Here is a 13,765-nt window from a genome sequence, read left to right as displayed (position 1 = left end):
ATAGGTTTGAACAATGCGCTACATCAGTACCCGTGGCCAGGCGCCCGCCCTGAATTTCGAAGACGTGCTGCTTGCCGGATTGGCCAGCGATGGTGGTCTATACGTTCCGGAAAACCTGCCGCGCTTCACCGTTGAAGAAATCGCGTCCTGGTCCGGCCTGCCGTACCACGAGCTGGCATTCAAGGTAATGCGTCCTTTTGCGGCCGGGAGCATCCCAGACGCTGACTTCAAGCAGATTCTGCTGGACACCTACGGCGTGTTTGCTCACAGCGCAGTGGCGCCGCTGCGTCAGCTGGACAGCAACGAGTGGGTGCTCGAGCTCTTCCATGGCCCGACCCTGGCGTTCAAAGACTTCGCTTTGCAGCTGCTGGGTCGGCTTCTTGACTATGTGCTGGCCAAGCGCGGTGAGCGCGTGGTCATCATCGGTGCGACTTCCGGCGATACCGGCTCGGCAGCAATCGAAGGCTGCCGCCGCTGCGATAACGTCGACATCTTTATCCTGCACCCGCACAACCGGGTGTCCGAAGTACAGCGTCGGCAGATGACCACCATCTTCGGCGACAACATTCACAACCTGGCCATTGAAGGCAACTTCGATGATTGTCAGGAGATGGTGAAGGATAGCTTCGCCGACCAGGGTTTCCTTAAAGGCACCCGGCTGGTGGCGGTCAACTCGATCAACTGGGCGCGGATCATGGCCCAGATCGTGTACTACTTCCATGCTGCGCTGCAGCTGGGCGGCCCGGCCCGTTCGGTGGCGTTTTCCGTACCGACGGGCAATTTTGGGGACATTTTCGCGGGTTACTTGGCGCGTAACATGGGCCTGCCAATCAGCCAGCTGGTGGTGGCAACCAACCGAAACGACATTCTGCACCGGTTCATGAGTGGCAACCGTTACGACAAGGACACGTTGCACCCGTCGCTGTCGCCCTCCATGGACATCATGGTGTCGTCCAACTTCGAACGGTTGCTGTTCGATCTGCATGGCCGCAACGGCGCGGCGGTTGCCGAATTGATGAGCGCATTCAAGGCCAGCGGCAAGCTGTCGGTCGAGGAGGAACGCTGGACCGAGGCACGCAAGCTTTTCGACTCGCTGGCGGTAGACGATGAGCAGACCTGCAAGACGATTGCTGACGTCTTCAGTGCGACCGGTGAGTTGCTCGATCCGCACACGGCGATCGGGGTTTATGCCGCACGCGAGTGCCGCCGCAGTCTGGCTACGCCGATGGTAACGCTGGGTACCGCCCATCCTGTGAAATTCCCCGAGGCTGTGGAAAAGGCCGGTGTTGGCAAGGCGCTGGAGTTGCCGGCGCATCTGACGGACTTGTTTGAACGCACGGAGCGATGCACTGTTCTGAAGAACGATCTCAAGGCCATGCAGGCGTTTGTCAGCGAGCATGGCAATAAAGGTAAGCCGCTGTAAGCGACCAGCAATAACGAAAAAGGCCAGTCTCACGACTGGCCTTTTTCGTTTGAGGGAGGACCTGAGCTTATTCGTCGAACTCTTCCCAGCCGCCCATCTCTCTCCAGCGATTGACGATGCCGCAGAACAGCTCAGCAGTCTTTTCCGTGTCGTAGCGCGCAGAGTGTGCTTCGCGTCCGTCAAAGTCGATATCGGCTGCCTGGCAGGCTTTTGCGAGGACGGTCTGACCGTAGGCGAGGCCTGCCAGCGTTGCAGTGTCGAAGCTGGAGAAGGGGTGGAATGGGTTGCGCTTAATATCGCAGCGGGCAATTGCTGCGTTCAGGAACCCGAGATCAAAGCTGCTGTTGTGGCCGACGAGAATGGCACGTTTGCAGCCGGCTGATTTCACCGCTTTGCGCACGCCGCGAATGATCTCATTCATCGCCTGTGATTCGGGAACGGCCATGCGCAGCGGGTGGTCGAGCTTGATGCCGGTGAACTCCAGCGCGGCTGCTTCGATGTTGGCGCCAGCGAAGGGTTCGACTCGGAAGAAGAGCGTGTCTTGCGGGTAGAGCAAACCCTGCTCGTCCATGCCGATGGTCACGGCAGCAATTTCCAGCAGCGCGTCGGTCGCGCAGTTGAATCCGCCGCACTCGACATCAACCACGACTGGCAGGAAGCCTCGAAAGCGTCTCGCCATCGGCGAGCGCGGCTTGCCTGGCTGGTTGCCTTCCAGCTCGTCGTCAAACTGATCGTCGCTCATGCGTTGGTCTCCAACCGCCATTGCAGGGTTTCGCCTGCACGTAGGGGCACGACGTTGTGCTCCCCGAACGGCAAGCTGGCCGGCACGCTCCAGGATTCACGTACCAGGGTGATCTGCTCGGTGTTGCGCGGCAAACCGTAGAAGTCGGCGCCGAAGTTGCTGGCAAAGGCCTCCAGGCGGTCAAGCGCGCCGCGCTGTTCGAACGCCTCAGCATAGAGCTCGATCGCAGCGAACGCCGTATAACAGCCGGCGCAACCGCAAGCGTTTTCCTTGGCGTGCTGGGCGTGCGGGGCCGAGTCAGTGCCGAGAAAGAACTTCGGATTGCCGCTGGTAGCCGCATCAAGCAGCGCTTCCTGATGGACGTTGCGCTTAAGGATTGGCAGGCAGAAGAAGTGCGGGCGAATTCCGCCCACCAGCATGTGGTTGCGGTTGTAGAGCAAATGGTGGGCGGTGATGGTGGCGCCGACGTTGCTGCTGGCAGCCTCGACGAACTGCACGGCATCCCGGGTGGTGATGTGCTCGAACACCACCTTGAGCGTGGGGAAGCGCTCGGTGACTCGGCTAAGCTGTTCGTCGATGAAGTATTTTTCACGATCGAAGATATCGATTTCTGAACGCGTCACTTCGCCATGCACCAGCAGCGGCAAGCCGACCTCGGCCATCGTCTCGAGCACTGGAAATATGTTGTCGATGCGGGTGACGCCGGATGCAGAGTTGGTCGTGGCGCCGGCTGGATACAGCTTGGCGGCAAATACGTAGCCACAGGCCTTGGCGGCGCGCACGTCTTCGGGCTGCGTACCGTCAGTGAGGTAAAGCACCATCAAGGGCTCGAACGGGTTGCCGTCCGGTCGGGCGGCAAGAATGCGCTGGCGGTAGCTGTCCGCCTCTGCTGCATTGCGAATCGGCGGTACAAGGTTCGGCATGATGATCGCTCGTGCGAACTGGCGTGCGGCGTCCGCCACGGTGTGCGGCAGCGCTGCGCCGTCGCGCAGGTGAATGTGCCAATCGTCGGGGCGCAGTAGTGTCAGTCGGTCGGACATGCGGATTTCCAGGCGGTAAAACGTGCGGGAATGCTACCGGAAACGCGTGAAAAAATCGCCGCAGGCGGGTCTTCCGGTCGAAACGAGTAGCGAGGGCTGGCGCCAGCTAGGTATCGCAGCGTTCAAGTTTTCAAGGTGCGCACCGATACCTCAATTGAATGTTGTTTACCCTGGAGCCACACGTGCGCTTGCGCCTCCTTGTTCTTGCCTGCTTGTTGGCTTCCCCAGCCAATGCCCTCACGTTTCAGACTCGTCTGGAGCGAGCGCAGTGGCAGGTGGAAGGCGATCAGTTCGAGTGTCGGTTGATCCAGCCAGTCGCAGGCTTTGGTGCAGGTGAATTCGTACGGCGAGCGGGCGAGCAGCCTACTTTTCGCTTGCAGTCACCTGATCGCTGGCTGGGCAATGGTTCGGCCACGCTGCTTGCGGCAGCTGCGCCCTGGCAGCCTAGTCGCGGTGATATCAATCTGGGCGTAGTTTCCGTAGCCGGCGGCGAGGTTCCATTCAACAGTACCTACCTGCAGGCCGATCGCCTGCTCAGTGGCCTCCTCGAAGGTCGCAGCCCGGTGGTGCGCCACCGCACGCGGCTTGGTGGCGAAGCGTTGGAGGTGCGGCTATTGCCTGTGCGATTCGGCAAAGCCTATGAAGATTTTCGCAGCTGCACGGCCAAATTGCTGCCGGTCAACTTCGAGCAGATTCGTACGTCGCAGGTTGGGTTTCCCGCCGGTGACGTCGTACTCGATGCGTTGGGCCAGGCCAAGCTCGATATCATCCTGCAATTTCTCAAGGCTGATCCCAGCGTCAACCGCATCCAGCTTGATGGTCACTCCGACAATAGCGGCAATAGACTGACCAATCGTGACCTGTCGCGTCGTCGCGCGCTTGCGGTCGAGGCGTATCTGACTGCCAACGGCGTGCCGAAAGAGCAAATCACGTTGCGCTTTCACGGCGAACGCTATCCCGTCGTGCCCAACAGCAGCGAGGCCAACCGGGCCAAGAATCGGCGTGTAACCCTGCGTTTGGAGCGCGAGCCGGCAACCACCACTGCCGCAGCAGAGGGCGGTACACCGTCGACCTGATGCCGAGGGGTCGCATGCGCCCCTGTAAAACAAACGTCGCGACCAGTAGAATCCCCGCTTTCCTTAAAATCCCGGGAGTGGATGGCAATGGCCGACGTAAAGAAGGTAGTCCTGGCGTATTCCGGTGGCCTGGACACCTCGGTGATCCTCAAGTGGCTGCAAGACACCTATAACTGCGAAGTGGTGACCTTTACCGCCGACCTCGGTCAGGGCGAGGAAGTCGAGCCAGCCCGTGCCAAGGCCAAGGCCATGGGCGTTAAGGAAATCTACATCGACGATTTGCGCGAAGAGTTCGTCCGCGACTTCGTCTTCCCGATGTTTCGCGCCAACACCGTTTACGAAGGCGAGTACCTGTTGGGTACATCCATCGCCCGTCCGCTGATCGCCAAACGCCTGATCGAGATCGCCAACGAGACCGGTGCTGACGCCATCTCTCATGGCGCCACCGGCAAGGGCAATGACCAGGTCCGTTTCGAGCTGGGCGCCTATGCGCTGAAGCCGGGCGTCAAGGTCATCGCCCCCTGGCGTGAATGGGACCTGCTCTCGCGCGAGAAGCTGATGGATTACGCAGCCAAGCACGAGATTCCGATCGAGCGCCATGGCAAAAAGAAATCGCCGTACTCGATGGACGCCAACCTGCTGCACATCTCCTACGAAGGTGGTGTGCTGGAAGACACCTGGACCGAGCACGAAGAGGACATGTGGCGCTGGACGCGTTCGCCTGAGACCGCACCGGATACCCCGACCTACATTGAACTGACCTACCGCAAGGGCGACATCGTTGCCATTGACGGTAAGGACATGACCCCGGCGGAAGTGCTGACCTATCTGAACAAGATCGGCGGCGAGAACGGCATCGGGCGTCTGGACATTGTCGAGAACCGCTATGTCGGTATGAAATCGCGCGGCTGCTACGAGACCCCGGGCGGAACCATCATGCTCAAGGGGCATCGTGCCATTGAGTCGATTACCCTCGACCGTGAAGTAGCCCACCTGAAAGACGAGCTGATGCCCAAGTATGCGAGCCTGATTTACAACGGCTACTGGTGGAGCCCTGAGCGCAGCATGCTGCAGCAGATGATCGACGCGTCGCAGGCCAACGTGAACGGTGTAGTGCGTCTGAAGCTCTATAAGGGCAACGTCATCGTCACCGGCCGCAAGTCGGACGACTCGCTGTTCGACGCCAACATCGCCACTTTTGAAGACGATGCGGGCGCCTACGATCAGGCCGACGCGGGTGGTTTCATCAAGCTCAACGCGCTGCGCATGCGCATCGCCGCGAACAAGGGCCGGACGCAGTTCTAACAGAAACTGCTACACAGCCCGACCATGACCCCGGCCACGAGCCGGGGTTATGCTTTTTGCACCGCTGAACAGGAGAGACATCATGAGACTGCTGCATACCATGCTGCGAGTCGGCGATATGGAGCGATCCATCGCCTTCTACACCGAAGTGCTGGGCATGACCCTGCTGCGACGCAAGGATTATCCGGAAGGCAAGTTCACCCTGGCGTTCGTCGGCTATGGCGACGAAGCGCATAACAGCGTGCTGGAGCTGACCCACAACTGGGACGTTGATAAATATGACCTGGGCGACGGTTACGGCCATATCGCGCTGGAGGTTGAAGACGTGTACAAGGCCTGCGAGGATATTCGCAGCCGAGGCGGCAAGATCACCCGTGAGCCGGGGCCAATGAAGCATGGCACCAGCATTCTTGCGTTTATCGAGGATCCGGACGGCTACAAGGTCGAGCTACTCTCTCCGTCGCGCCGGGACTAGCAGCGACGCCACAAAAAAAGCCCCAACCACGGGGCTTGTTTATTTAAAGATCGAAGTCGAACTCGTTGAGTTGCTTCTGCAGTCGGCGCTCTTCGAGCAGGTTGTCGATGATCCGGCGCTTGGTCAGGTTGGTCTTGGCGACTTCGACTGGCGCCTCTGCACCATCGTCTTCGTCATCCGCGACGAAGTCATCTTCGATCTGGATCTCTTCTTTCTCGGACACTTGTATCACTCCACGGCTTGGGCGCGCTGTTGGCGCACCTTATAGCGACAAAAGAGGAGGCCGTAAAAAAGATTTTTTCAATCGTGCGATAGGTTTTCCCATTGGCCGCTCAATCGTCCGACGTTTTGTGCTTGTACTCGCAGAGGTCCTCGATCCGGCAGCTGCCACATTGTGGCTTGCGCGCCTTGCAGACGTAGCGTCCGTGCAGGATCAGCCAGTGATGGGCGTCGAGCAGATAATCCTTCGGCACGAATTTGACCAGCTTGCGCTCGACCTCCAGCACGTTTTTGCCCGGGGCGATATTTGTGCGGTTGGCGACGCGAAAAATGTGGGTGTCGACCGCCATGGTGAACTGGCGAAACGCAGTATTGAGCACGACATTGGCCGTCTTGCGCCCGACACCCGGTAGCGCCTCGAGGGCCTCGCGATTGTCCGGAACCCGGCTGTCGTGTTGCTCAATGAGGATGCGGCAGGTCTCGAGTACGTTCTTCGCTTTGCTCGGGTATAGACCGATGGTCTTGATATAGCTGCACAGACCTTCATAGCCAAGCCCATAGATAGCTTCGGGGGTGTTGGCGACCGGGTAGAGCTTCGCTGTTGCTTTGTTAACGCCGACATCAGTGGCCTGCGCCGAAAGAATCACAGCTATCAACAGCTCGAACGGCGTGCTGTAGGCGAGCTCGGTCTTTGGCTCCGGATTGTCTTCATGAAACCGGCGAAAGATCTCCAGGCGTTTGGCGGCATTCATTACATCAACCCATCCAGCATCATTCGATCACTCCAGTGACACGAACGCGGCGGCTCTGAACAGGCGCATCTGGCTGCGTCGCCCTTGCGCGCTCGGTGAAATGCTCGTCGATACGATTTTTCAGGGCGATCAGCAGGCCGAGCACGATGAAGGCGCCGGGGGGAAGGATGGCCAATAGGAAGCCCTTGTAGTCACTGATCAGCGTCAATTGCCAGTCAGCTGCAATTGGGCCGAACAATAGCTGCATGTTGGCGAACACCGCGCCGGTGCCCACCAGCTCGCGTAGGCCGCCGAGGGCCACCAGCACCAGCGCAAACCCGAGCCCCATCAGCAACCCGTCAAAGCCTGCAATCAGTGGGTTGTGCTTGGCGGCAAAACCGTCGGCACGGCCGAGAATGACGCAGTTTGTCGTAATCAGCGGGATGAAGATGCCCAGTATCTGATAAAGCTCGTAGGTGTAGGCCTGCATGAGCAGCTCGATACAGGTCGTCAATGCCGCGATGATCATCACGAAGGCGGGCAGCCGCACCGCGGTGTTGACTACGCCACGTACCAGCGATACGCCGACGTTCGAGCAGATCAACACCAGGGCAGTGGCGAGCCCGAGCCCGAGCGCATTGACCGCCGAGTTGCTCACGCCGAGCAGCGGGCACAACCCTAAAAGTTGGACGAGCGCAGGGTTGTTCTTCCACAGGCCATTGATGCTCAGTTCGCGGTAGCTTGGATTGCTCATTGGCCTCGGTCCTGCTCGGTTTGCGGATCGTTGATCTGCAATGTATCGCGGGTCGCGGCGGCGCCGGCCCGTGAATGTGTGGTCACCTCGTCGGGCTCGACCTCGTTTTCAAGCGCTGCCTCGGCTGCTATCGGAGCCGTATCGGTGGCGAGCAGCTCCTGCTTGTGAGCCTCGAAATACTGCAGGGCGCGATGGACCGCGCCGACTACGGCACGCGGGGTGATGGTGGCCCCTGCGAACTGATCGAACTCGCCCCGATCCTTCTTGACGGCCCAGCCGGAGGCCTCCGGATTGTTCAGCGAGCGGTTTTCGAAACTGCGTATCCAGGGACTCTTGGCCAGTTCTATCTTGTCCCCAAGACCCGGTGTTTCACGATGCGCGACCACGCGCACGCCGGCAATCCGCCCGTCAGCCTGCACGCCTATGAGCAGGTGGATTGCACCGCTGTAACCATCCGGTGCAATGGCTTGAAGGATCACCGCGCTTGGCTGGCCGTTCTTCCTTGCGATATAGGCCGGCATGGCTTGCCGCGTGCCAAGCAGCGGATCCTGTACCTCGACGCTGCTATCGAGCAACTGATTGTCGTAGCTGTCTTTCGGAAGAATTTGGTTAAGGGCGCGTAATTGCGCGGCGCGCTCCGAGGCTTGAATGCGTTCTGCAGTGAGCTGCTGCAACAGCGTCACGCCGCCAACCGTGAAAATGGCGAACAGCCCCAGCACCAAGCTGTTCTTAAGCATCGAGCGACTGAGTTCAGGGATGATCATGTCATTCGCCCAGCTTGAAGCCGCGCTCGGCCTTACGGTGGCCATAGGTTCGCGGACGGGTGTAGTAATCGATGGTGGGAGCCGACAGGTTCATCAGCATCACGGCGAAGGCCACTGCGTCCGGATATCCGCCCCAGGCGCGAATGACATAGACGAGAATGCCGACGCCAGCACCGAAAATCAGCCGCCCCTGGTTGCTGGTGGCGCTGCTCACCGGATCGGTGACGATGAAAAAGGCACCGAGCATGGTGGCGCCGCTGAGCAGGTGGAACAGCGGTGAACCATGGCTATCGGAACCTGACCCGTTCCAGAACAGGAGGCTCATGATTGCCAACGCGGCAAGCATGCCAATAGGCGCATGCCAGGTGAATAAGCGTTTATGCAAGAGGAACAGCCCGCCGGCAAGAAATGCGAGATTGACTACTTCCGAGCCAATGCCGCCGAAGTGGCCGAATGCGGGGTTGGCCCAGAGCTCATCGACAGTGAGACTCTTGTTAACCTTGAGCACATCGAGCGCGGTGGCTTGTGTCCAGCCGTCCGGCAGCGAGGCGATGCCGAGGATGTGTTGCAGGCCGGCGCTCAGACCGACCGTATGTGGCACAGGCCAAGTCGTCATTTCCACAGGAAAGGAGACCAATACCACCACATAGCCGATCATCGCCGGGTTGAAGGGGTTCTGGCCAAGGCCGCCGTAGAGCTGCTTGCCGAGTACGATGGCGCTGCCGGTGGCGATCAACGTCAGCCACCAGGGCGAGTAGGGCGGCAATGCCAGTGCTAGCAGGACTGCCGTAACCAATGCGCTGCCGTCGCGCAGGAAGAACTGCACCGGACGTTGCCTCAGCCGAAGTATCAGTGCTTCACTGCCGAGCGCGACAGCGCTGGCCCAGATCAGGTTAATCAGCGTTCCGGCGCCATACAGCCAAGTCAGGGCAATCACGCCGGGCAGGGTTGCCGCCAGGACTAGCAACATGACGCGCTGAGTGCGGTTGCTCCCCTTGGTGTGCGGCGAGGTGATTCGTGGCAGGGCCATTGGCTCTCCGGTTGATGTTCGAAAGGAATCCTGATCAGGAGCTGATCGTTGCGATCCCGAAAACAGCGCCGACGGCGTTGTTCCTTACGATTGGGTGTGTTCCTGTAGTTTTTGCTCGGCTTCGCTTAAACGTGCTCGGGCGCGTTCGACGGCCTCGGCTTCACTGTTGTCGTCGCGCTCAAGCTTGCGCAAATCGGCCCGCGCAAACGCAACTTCTGTCTTGAATGCGCGAGTCTGATCATCTATGGGTTGCTTGTCTGTGCGTACCAATTCTGGTGCTGGCTTGCCGGACTGCGCTTCCGCCTCATGAAGCGCTTGTTCCGCGCTGGCCAGCCCATCGCGCAGCTTGCTCAGCTGCGCCTCTTCGGCGCCGGCTTGTTCAGCTTTCTTGAGCTCGGCGCGTTTCATTGCCAACTCGATCTTGGCTTTCTTGAGCGCCTCTTCGCCAGGCGTTTTGGTTTTGGCGGCCGGCGTGTTTTGCGTTGCAGTTTCAAGCGCGGCTTCGGCCTCGGCCAGCTCCGACCGCAAGCGGCTCAGCTCTACCTCCTGCTCGGCATCTCTGGTTTCCAACTTCTCCAGCTTTCGAACCTGCGCCTGCAGCATGGCAGCCTCGATCTTGGCCTTCTTTGCGGCGTCGTCGCTGGTGGGCTTGGCTGGAGTCGCAGGCTTGGAATCCTGAACCGCCGCCAAAGCGTTCTCCGCGTCGATAAGTTGATCCCGCAGACGGCTCAGTTCGGCGTCCTGGTCGGTATCGCGCGTTTCGAGCTTTTCCAGCTTGCGGATCTGTGCACGCAACATCGCGGCTTCGATCTTGGCCTTCTTTGCGGTGTCGTCGTTGGCGGATTTGGCTGGAGTCGCAGGCGTGGCGTCCTGCACCGCAGCTAGTGTTTTCTCCGCTTCGGTCAGCTGGGCCTTGAGGCGGCTCAGCTCGGTGTCCTGCTCGGCCTCACGGGAGTCGAGCTTCTCCAGCTTGCGGACCTGCGCTCGCAGCATCGCGGCTTCGATTTTGGCTTTTTTGGCAGCCTCGTCGTTGACCGGCGATGCTGCGGTGGGACTGTCCGTAGCACTGGCGGCTTCGTTCAGTGCCTTCTGCGCGCTGGCAGCCGCGGTGCGTAACTCAGCAACCTGCGCTTCCAGTTCGGGCGTCGCATGGATGGCGAGCTGCTTTTCAGCTTTTTTCAGCGCGACCTGGGCCATGCTGGCTTCGATCTTAAGCTTCTTCTGCTGTTCAGACAGGCCCGCCTTTTGCGCCTGGACGCGTGCGACGGGGTCGTCCTGATTCGGTATGGAGCTGGCCTCGGCCTGTGCCGCCTTGGCCTTTGCGGCGCGTTCGGCGCGGGCCTTACGGTCCGCCTCCTTCTGCTCTTCGGCACGGCGCAGGCGCTCCTGGCGCAGCTCGAAGCGCTGCTTGGAGTGTTCGGCTTTCTGTTGCTTCTGCTCCAGCTCACGGATTTCGCCCTTGGCGGCGCGGTAGTACTGCACCAGCGGGATACTCGACGGGCAGACGTAGGCACAGGCGCCACACTCGATGCAGTCGAACAGGTTGTAGGCCTTGAGCTGCTCGTGCTCCTGGCCCAGCGCGAAGAAGTGCAGCTGTTGCGGTAACAGACTTGCCGGGCAGACCGATGCGCATTCACCGCAGCGAATGCAGGGCAGCGCTGGTGGTGGCGGAGGTAGCTCCGCAAGCGTGCTGGCGAGCAAGCAGTTGGTGGTCTTGATCACTGGCACGTCCACCGACGGCAGGGTGAAGCCCATCATCGGTCCGCCCATGATCAGCCGGTTGAGGCGGTTCTGGTCGAGACCGGCAAAGGTGAGAAGGTCTGCCACTGGCGTACCGATCAACGCCTCGACGTTCATGGGGCGTGCCAGCGCTTCACCGGTAAGGGTGGTGACGCGTGAGATGAGCGGCTTGCCTAACAGCACGGCATCATGAATGGCCACGCAGGTGCCAACGTTTTGGCAGAGCATGCCGATGTCGGCCGGCAAGCCGCCGCTGGGCACCTCTTCGCCGGTGAGAATCTGGATAAGCTGCTTTTCGCCCCCCGAGGGGTACTTGGTAGGAAATACCTTGACCAGGAATCCACGGTCGCCCACTGCCGTGCGAACGGCTTCGATCGCCTCTGGTTTGTTGTCCTCAATGCCGATTAGGACGTGCTCTGGCTGAATCAGATGAACGAGTATCTCAATCCCCGCGACAAGCTCATGGGCTTTGTCCCGCATCAACATGTCGTCGGCAGTGATGTAGGGCTCGCATTCGGTTCCATTGATGATCAGAGCACGAATTTTTCCGGGGGGCGGGCCGTTCAGCTTAACGGCCGTAGGGAAGCCAGCGCCCCCGAGGCCACTGATGCCTGCCTGGCGGATTTGCTCCAGCAACTGGTCGGGCTGCATTGTCCGGTAGTCCGGTTGCGGCTGCAGTTCGATCCATTCGTCTTGACCATCGCTGTCAATCGCAATGGCAGCGCTGAGCATTCCCGACACGTGAGGGTAGGGCTGGGGACCGATGAAACTCACTGTGCCAGACGTCGGGGCATGTACCGGCACACTGACGAAGCCTGCGGCCTCGGCGATCTTCTGCCCCTTGAGCACACGCTCACCCAGCACAACGCATGGCTCGGCAGGCGCACCGATATGTTGGGCCAGCGGAACAACCAGCCGAGCAGGGAGCGGCGGCAGCTGGATCGGCGTGCGGTTGGATAGATCCTTACACTCCGGCGGGTGTATGCCGCCATGGATATCCCAGACGTTCAGCGAGGTCATGCGGCCTGCTCCCGATCACTGGCGATCAATTGGCCTGGCATCAAGGGTTGGTCCCACTTCCAGCTCTGCAGGTTGCTGCCCAGTTCAATCATGTCTATGCAATCCACCGGGCATGGCTCCACACAGAGGTCGCAGCCGGTGCACTCGGAGACGATGACGGTATGCATCTGCTTGGCGGCCCCGACGATGGCATCCACTGGGCAAGCCTGAATGCACTTGGTGCAGCCGATACACTCGGCTTCGCGAATATAGGCGACACGCGGCGGCACCTCACCCTCGACGGCATCCAGCGGTTCGGGCTCGACATCAAGCAGGTCGGCCAATGCCTGGATGGTCGATTCGCCACCGGGTGGGCACTTGTTGATCTTGTCGCCGCCTGCAATCGCCTCGGCGTAAGGCTTGCAGCCTGGATAGCCGCACTGGCCGCACTGGGTCTGCGGAAGCAGTGCATTGATCTGTTCGGCGATCGGGTCGCCTTCGACGCGAAAACGCACCGCGGCGAAGCCGAGAATGGCTCCGCACACCAGGCACAGCGCGAGGAGCGCAAGCACAGCGATCACGACCAGACTCATAGTTTGATCAACCCACTGAAGCCCATGAACGCCAGCGACATCAACCCGGCCGTGACCATGCCGATGGCTGCGCCCTGGAACGACCGGGGTACATCGGCGATGGCGATGCGCTCACGCATGGCCGCAAACAGCACCAGCACCAGAGAAAAGCCCAGGCCTGCGGCAAATCCGTTCGCCGTAGCGGTTAGAAAGGTGAACTCGGATTTGTTGGCATTCAGCAGCGCGACGCCGAGCACGATGCAGTTGGTAGTGATCAACGGCAGGAAGATGCCCAGCACGCGGTACAGCAGGGGACTGGTCTTGTTCACCACCATCTCGGTGAACTGCACCACCACAGCGATCACGAGGATGAAGCTGATGGTTCGGAGGAACTCGAGATCTAGCGGCTTCAGGACGTACTGCTGAACGATGTAACTGCACATGGCCGCCAACGTCAGCACGAAGGTTGTTGCCAGCGAAAGACCAATGGCCGTTTCGATTTTCTTCGAAACGCCCATGAACGGACACAGACCGAGAAACTGCACCAGTACGAAGTTATTGACCAGAATGGCGCTAACCATGATCAGAGCGAGTTCGGTCATCGCGGATTCCTGTGCGCTCTGCATGAGCCGAGGCTAAAAGGCCGCTATTATCGGGAAGCGGCGGCAGCCGTACAAGGCCGCGACGTGATCTGGCTTCGACTCTGCCCTCGGTGTCGTGACACATATGGAAATGCATCAACCGTCCGTTTGGATGCCAGCCTAACATTTGCTGTGGTCTGATTAATTGAGGCCGCAACTCCCAGGCGGGGCGGTCCATGGAGGTGCTCGATGAAGTTGCGAATAGCGGTTTTGCTGCTGGGACTCGGTTTCGGCGCCCAAGCATGTGCTGAATC

General features: G+C 60.1%; 14 protein-coding genes. 4 read left to right on the top strand and 10 right to left on the bottom strand.

Translation table 11 applies throughout. The features are described from left to right. Positions 1 to 13 precede the first annotated feature (13 nt). The gene (thrC, locus tag ACIGHL_RS19285; RefSeq protein WP_499176488.1) at positions 14 to 1,423 is read left to right on the top strand and encodes a threonine synthase; all 1,410 of its coding nucleotides are present in this window, start codon (positions 14 to 16) and stop codon (positions 1,421 to 1,423) included. A gap of 67 nt (positions 1,424 to 1,490) precedes the next feature. On the opposite strand, the gene rnt is transcribed toward thrC, so the two are convergent. Together rnt and pyrC are read right to left on the bottom strand one after the other, a co-directional pair. Further along, complete coding sequence (rnt, locus tag ACIGHL_RS19280; protein WP_045429386.1) at positions 1,491 to 2,165, bottom strand: ribonuclease T; 675 nt, start codon at positions 2,163 to 2,165, stop codon at positions 1,491 to 1,493. Next, positions 2,162 to 3,205, bottom strand: coding sequence for a dihydroorotase (gene pyrC, locus ACIGHL_RS19275; RefSeq protein ID WP_128121531.1), 1,044 nt, complete (start codon positions 3,203 to 3,205; stop codon positions 2,162 to 2,164). Before pyrC ends, rnt begins: the two co-directional genes overlap by 4 nt. Before the next feature lie 182 nt (positions 3,206 to 3,387). Here pyrC and ACIGHL_RS19270 point away from each other — a divergent pair, with 182 nt between their 5' ends. From ACIGHL_RS19270 to gloA, 3 genes are all read left to right on the top strand, one after another. Continuing rightward, positions 3,388 to 4,281: a flagellar protein MotY gene (locus ACIGHL_RS19270; RefSeq protein ID WP_128121530.1), complete on the top strand. Its 894-nt coding sequence runs from the start codon at positions 3,388 to 3,390 to the stop codon at positions 4,279 to 4,281. Positions 4,282 to 4,368: 87 nt separating this feature from the next. Then, positions 4,369 to 5,586 (top strand): argininosuccinate synthase, encoded by a 1,218-nt coding sequence (locus tag ACIGHL_RS19265; protein ID WP_045429381.1) that lies wholly within the window; start codon positions 4,369 to 4,371, stop codon positions 5,584 to 5,586. Between the two features lie 82 nt (positions 5,587 to 5,668). Beyond that, on the top strand, positions 5,669 to 6,061 hold the full coding sequence (gloA, locus tag ACIGHL_RS19260) for a lactoylglutathione lyase (RefSeq protein WP_128121529.1): 393 nt from the start codon (positions 5,669 to 5,671) through the stop codon (positions 6,059 to 6,061). Between the two features lie 43 nt (positions 6,062 to 6,104). On the opposite strand, the gene ACIGHL_RS19255 is transcribed toward gloA, so the two are convergent. The 8 genes from ACIGHL_RS19255 to rsxA all read right to left on the bottom strand — a co-directional run bounded on the left by ACIGHL_RS19255 (position 6,105) and on the right by rsxA (position 13,472). Next, the gene (locus tag ACIGHL_RS19255; protein WP_046162735.1) at positions 6,105 to 6,284 is read right to left on the bottom strand and encodes a PA3496 family putative envelope integrity protein; all 180 of its coding nucleotides are present in this window, start codon (positions 6,282 to 6,284) and stop codon (positions 6,105 to 6,107) included. 109 nt (positions 6,285 to 6,393) lie between these two features. Continuing rightward, entirely contained in the window at positions 6,394 to 7,032 is a 639-nt protein-coding gene (gene nth / locus ACIGHL_RS19250; RefSeq protein ID WP_128121528.1) for an endonuclease III, read from the bottom strand. A gap of 19 nt (positions 7,033 to 7,051) precedes the next feature. Then, a complete protein-coding gene (locus ACIGHL_RS19245) occupies positions 7,052 to 7,765 on the bottom strand; it encodes an electron transport complex subunit E (RefSeq protein WP_128121527.1) in 714 nt (237 codons plus the stop codon). Next, positions 7,762 to 8,529, bottom strand: a complete 768-nt coding sequence (rsxG, locus tag ACIGHL_RS19240; RefSeq protein ID WP_128121526.1) for an electron transport complex subunit RsxG — start codon at positions 8,527 to 8,529, stop codon at positions 7,762 to 7,764. Before rsxG ends, ACIGHL_RS19245 begins: the two co-directional genes overlap by 4 nt. A 1-nt stretch (position 8,530) precedes the next feature. Next, positions 8,531 to 9,559 (bottom strand): RnfABCDGE type electron transport complex subunit D, encoded by a 1,029-nt coding sequence (locus ACIGHL_RS19235; RefSeq protein WP_128121525.1) that lies wholly within the window; start codon positions 9,557 to 9,559, stop codon positions 8,531 to 8,533. 84 nt (positions 9,560 to 9,643) lie between these two features. Next, on the bottom strand, positions 9,644 to 12,319 hold the full coding sequence (gene rsxC / locus ACIGHL_RS19230; RefSeq protein WP_446697707.1) for an electron transport complex subunit RsxC: 2,676 nt from the start codon (positions 12,317 to 12,319) through the stop codon (positions 9,644 to 9,646). Further along, positions 12,316 to 12,891 (bottom strand): electron transport complex subunit RsxB, encoded by a 576-nt coding sequence (gene rsxB, locus ACIGHL_RS19225; protein WP_045429358.1) that lies wholly within the window; start codon positions 12,889 to 12,891, stop codon positions 12,316 to 12,318. The genes rsxC and rsxB overlap by 4 nt, the downstream gene beginning before the upstream one ends. Beyond that, positions 12,888 to 13,472, bottom strand: a complete 585-nt coding sequence (gene rsxA / locus ACIGHL_RS19220; RefSeq protein WP_019342223.1) for an electron transport complex subunit RsxA — start codon at positions 13,470 to 13,472, stop codon at positions 12,888 to 12,890. The genes rsxB and rsxA overlap by 4 nt, the downstream gene beginning before the upstream one ends. Positions 13,473 to 13,765 lie beyond the last annotated feature (293 nt).

Source organism: Pseudomonas sp. NPDC077451 (assembly GCF_044543345.1).
Lineage (GTDB): Bacteria > Pseudomonadota > Gammaproteobacteria > Pseudomonadales > Pseudomonadaceae > Stutzerimonas.
Note: the sequence above shows the minus strand (reverse complement) of the source record. Positions and strands in the feature narration are given on the sequence as shown.

Coding starts and splice junctions, on each gene's coding strand:
- thrC (WP_499176488.1), top strand. CDS start 14: ATGCGCTACATCAGTACCCGTGGCCAGGCGCCCGCCCTGAATTTCGAA.
- rnt (WP_045429386.1), bottom strand. CDS start 2,165: ATGAGCGACGATCAGTTTGACGACGAGCTGGAAGGCAACCAGCCAGGC.
- pyrC (WP_128121531.1), bottom strand. CDS start 3,205: ATGTCCGACCGACTGACACTACTGCGCCCCGACGATTGGCACATTCAC.
- ACIGHL_RS19265 (WP_045429381.1), top strand. CDS start 4,369: ATGGCCGACGTAAAGAAGGTAGTCCTGGCGTATTCCGGTGGCCTGGAC.
- gloA (WP_128121529.1), top strand. CDS start 5,669: ATGAGACTGCTGCATACCATGCTGCGAGTCGGCGATATGGAGCGATCC.
- nth (WP_128121528.1), bottom strand. CDS start 7,032: ATGAATGCCGCCAAACGCCTGGAGATCTTTCGCCGGTTTCATGAAGAC.
- ACIGHL_RS19245 (WP_128121527.1), bottom strand. CDS start 7,765: ATGAGCAATCCAAGCTACCGCGAACTGAGCATCAATGGCCTGTGGAAG.
- rsxG (WP_128121526.1), bottom strand. CDS start 8,529: ATGATCATCCCTGAACTCAGTCGCTCGATGCTTAAGAACAGCTTGGTG.
- ACIGHL_RS19235 (WP_128121525.1), bottom strand. CDS start 9,559: ATGGCCCTGCCACGAATCACCTCGCCGCACACCAAGGGGAGCAACCGC.
- rsxC (WP_446697707.1), bottom strand. CDS start 12,319: ATGACCTCGCTGAACGTCTGGGATATCCATGGCGGCATACACCCGCCG.
- rsxB (WP_045429358.1), bottom strand. CDS start 12,891: ATGAGTCTGGTCGTGATCGCTGTGCTTGCGCTCCTCGCGCTGTGCCTG.
- rsxA (WP_019342223.1), bottom strand. CDS start 13,472: ATGACCGAACTCGCTCTGATCATGGTTAGCGCCATTCTGGTCAATAAC.